A 3,249-nucleotide genomic window follows, 5' to 3' on the forward strand; every position below is an offset into this window, starting at 1 on the left:
AAATGAAAGTCTATCTGGAGCTAATTGACCAGCTTCAAGATATTATGGCGAAGAAAAATATCTTGGAAGAAGACATGATTGAAATTCGGCTACTGAACCAGAAAATAGCTTTTATAAGTAGTCAGGAAGTGCTGGAAGCCTTCAATAACTTCTCTCGCTGCTACGCTACCAAAGCCCTAAAAGACCAAATGGATGACGATGATATTGATGATCTCTTACGCGAACTTAGCAAAATGAGCTTTCACATTCGTCGTGACCTACTACGTGATACCTCTCAAGATGAGGAAAACGAGCGAAAAGTGCGTAGAGCTATTTTACAGAGCAACGAGAATTTGGATATTGAATAGCAAGGTGCGGGTGCGAGAAGTAAAAAGATTTACTCCTTGCACCTCGCCCCACGCGCCTAGCTAAAGAAACTTGTAGAATCTTTGAACCAAATGCTTACACACCTCCTTTACATAACAAGAGTAGAAAGTAAGCAATTATGAATAATCAGCCCAATAAAAAAGACGAAAATAGTTTGAAAGACTACTTCGCATTTGGCGAAGTTTTTGGCTACTTCTTTCGCAAGAAAGATCCAAACCGCAAGAGCAATTTTAATTTACGGATGATGCACGGTATCAATAAAATATCGATCATTATGTTTCTGCTAGGAATCATCTTTGTTATCCTTAAAAACATCCTTTAGGTGGATATTGAAGCCTACCGTCAGTACTGTTTAGCTAAACCCGGCGTAACCGAATCATTTCCTTTTGACAAAGAGGTATTGGTATTTAAGGTGATGAATAAGATGTTCGCTCTCACGGATGTCACCCTGTTTACTAGCATCAATCTCAAGTGTGATCCTGAGCGTGCAGTAGAATTGCGCGAGCGGTACCCAGCAGTGCAACCAGGCTACCAGATGAGCAAACAACACTGGAATACTGTACTGATGGATGGTACAATTGGTGACAAACTGATTACCGAGTGGATAGACCATTCCTATGATTTAATTGTAGCGAGTCTTACCAAAAAGCTGCGAGCAGAATTAGCCACGCTATCATGAGTAGGCAAAAGGCATCGACTTGGCTTGCTTTAGGCGATTCTTATACCATTGGTGAAGCTATACCGTTGCACCAACGGTGGCCGCATCAGCTTACCCGACAACTTAACTTTTCAATACCGCAGTATCTGGCTACCACTGGCTGGACTACGCGCGATCTGCTCAACGCTATTCCCAATACTACATTCACCCCGCCCTACACTTGGGTTTCCCTACTAATCGGAGTTAATAATCAGTATCAGGGACTGGATTTCTCAATCTATCGACCGGAATTTACCGAACTGCTGAAATTTGCCATTTCTCAAACGACCGATGCCCAGCACGTACTGGTGCTTTCTATTCCTGATTATAGCGTAACGCCAGAAGCTCAAGATAAAAGGCCAGCAAAAATTCTACAGGAAATTGAGCAGTATAATCAGGTCAACCGGCAAATTAGCACAGAAATGGGTACTCGCTATTGCGATATCACCTCAATCTCTCAACAAGCTGCGGAAAACGAAAGCCTTATTGCAGAGGATGGGTTACACCCTTCGGGTAAAATGTATCAGGTTTGGGTAGAAAAAATTCTGAAGGAAGTATCGTTAATAGATTTCATCTAGCTCTTTCTGCGTAATATATTATCTTAAAGCATAAAATCGTAATTCAAAGAACACCAACTTATGAAAATTCGTTGGATGAATACTAGGTGTTTTCGATTGGATTCACTTAGAAATATTGATAATTTTGATTCTCACCCGATAATTTCAGTGCTATGATACCTACGATGGAAATCCCCGTAACCCGTGCTTCCCGATCGAAGATCGACCAAGTTGATTTTCAGAATATTCAGTTCGGAAAAGTTTATTCCGATCATATGTTTATTGCTGATTACGACGGGAAACAGTGGGGTGATCTACGTATTGAACCGTTTGCTGATCTTACTATGAGTCCGGCTACATCGGTATTGCACTATGGCCAGTCAATATTTGAGGGGTTAAAAGCTTATAAAAACGAAGCAGGCGAAGCACTAATCTTTCGGCCCGACCGCAATGCGGCTCGCTTTAACAAATCTGCGGTGCGAATGTGTATGCCCGAAATTCCTGAGGAAATATTTTTGGGTGGTTTGCGCGAGTTAATTGAACTGGATAAGGACTGGATTCCTGACCGCGAGGGCACCTCGCTCTACGTGCGCCCCTTTATGATTGCCACCGATGAGTACATTGGGGTTCGCCCTTCGCAAACCTATCGGTTTATGATCTTTACCGGGCCGGTAGGTGCTTACTACAGCAAACCGGTGCGAGTGAAAGTAGAAAAGCAATTCGCACGAGCGTCCGAAGGTGGAACCGGCTTTGCCAAAACTGCGGGAAACTACGCTGGCTCGTTGTACCCCGCGCAATTAGCCGCTCAAGATGGCTACGATCAACTCATCTGGACGGATGCTAACGAGCACAAGTATATTGAGGAAGCAGGTACCATGAATCTAATGCTAGTGATTGATGATACGTTACTCACGCCGCCTACCAGCGGGACCATTCTAGACGGTATCACTCGAGATAGTATTATTGCGCTGGCGCAAGACTGGGGCATGAAAACCGACGTGCGTAAAATATCGGTGAAGGAAATTGTACAGGCTATTGAGCAAAACCGATTAACGGAAGCCTTTGGTGCCGGAACTGCCGCCACGGTAGCCCATATTCAAGCCATTGCTAACGATGGTATTGATTACGAACTACCACCCATTGAGAACCGTGAGTTTTCTAATAAAGTACTCAAAGCCTTAGATGATATTAAGTATGGGCGCACCGAAGATTCGCATGGCTGGGTGATGAGGGTAGATTAGTTAAAATAATGATCTGAAAAGTATATAAATTATGAATCTTAAAGGCTTTTATCAGACGGCTAAGCAGGAATTGGAACCACTTTTTGGGGAGGTAGTTGATTTTCGATTGGAACAAGTGGAGCGTGATGATAAGAATGGCTTATGGGAAGTAGTAGTTTCTTTTTTAATGGAAAATAAAAACCCGGTTGAAAACCCTTCATACATTCACAAAAGTATAGAAAATGAGTATAAATATCACCGTATATACAAATCACTTAAAATTAATGATGATATGGAAGTGATGGGACTGTACATGTTTTCTACATAATGATTCTTATTGACAGTGAGCCCCTAGTTTTATTGATAATGGGATTGGTTGATCAAAATCAGATAAGTAAACACCGCAGAA

The 3,249-nt window shown here is 42.3% G+C and carries 6 protein-coding genes; all 6 read left to right on the forward strand.

Annotated elements, in window-relative coordinates; all coding sequences use genetic code 11:
- Window positions 1-347: hypothetical protein (locus tag WBA23_RS04395; RefSeq protein WP_424581032.1), on the forward strand; the 347-nt coding region annotated here is incomplete at its 5' end.
- Between the two features lie 137 nt (window positions 348-484).
- Complete coding sequence (locus WBA23_RS04400) at window positions 485-688, forward strand: DUF6728 family protein (RefSeq protein ID WP_424581033.1); 204 nt, start codon at window positions 485-487, stop codon at window positions 686-688.
- Window positions 689-1,045, forward strand: coding sequence for an MmcQ/YjbR family DNA-binding protein (locus WBA23_RS04405; RefSeq protein WP_424581034.1), 357 nt, complete (start codon window positions 689-691; stop codon window positions 1,043-1,045).
- Window positions 1,042-1,641, forward strand: coding sequence for an SGNH/GDSL hydrolase family protein (locus tag WBA23_RS04410; RefSeq protein WP_424581035.1), 600 nt, complete (start codon window positions 1,042-1,044; stop codon window positions 1,639-1,641). The genes WBA23_RS04405 and WBA23_RS04410 overlap by 4 nt, the downstream gene beginning before the upstream one ends.
- A gap of 152 nt (window positions 1,642-1,793) precedes the next feature.
- Window positions 1,794-2,861, forward strand: a complete 1,068-nt coding sequence (locus WBA23_RS04415; RefSeq protein WP_424581036.1) for a branched-chain amino acid aminotransferase — start codon at window positions 1,794-1,796, stop codon at window positions 2,859-2,861.
- Between the two features lie 31 nt (window positions 2,862-2,892).
- Complete coding sequence (locus WBA23_RS04420; RefSeq protein ID WP_424581037.1) at window positions 2,893-3,168, forward strand: hypothetical protein; 276 nt, start codon at window positions 2,893-2,895, stop codon at window positions 3,166-3,168.
- The last annotated feature ends 81 nt before the right edge of the window (window positions 3,169-3,249 follow it).

The sequence above is a fragment of the Tunicatimonas sp. genome (assembly GCF_049647865.1).
Taxonomy (GTDB): Bacteria; Bacteroidota; Bacteroidia; order Cytophagales; family Cyclobacteriaceae; genus Tunicatimonas.

Excerpts from the sequence above, each read along its gene's own strand:
- WBA23_RS04400 (WP_424581033.1), top strand. The coding sequence starts at position 485 with ATGAATAATCAGCCCAATAAAAAAGACGAAAATAGTTTGAAAGACTAC.
- WBA23_RS04410 (WP_424581035.1), top strand. The coding sequence starts at position 1,042 with ATGAGTAGGCAAAAGGCATCGACTTGGCTTGCTTTAGGCGATTCTTAT.
- WBA23_RS04415 (WP_424581036.1), top strand. The coding sequence starts at position 1,794 with ATGATACCTACGATGGAAATCCCCGTAACCCGTGCTTCCCGATCGAAG.
- WBA23_RS04420 (WP_424581037.1), top strand. The coding sequence starts at position 2,893 with ATGAATCTTAAAGGCTTTTATCAGACGGCTAAGCAGGAATTGGAACCA.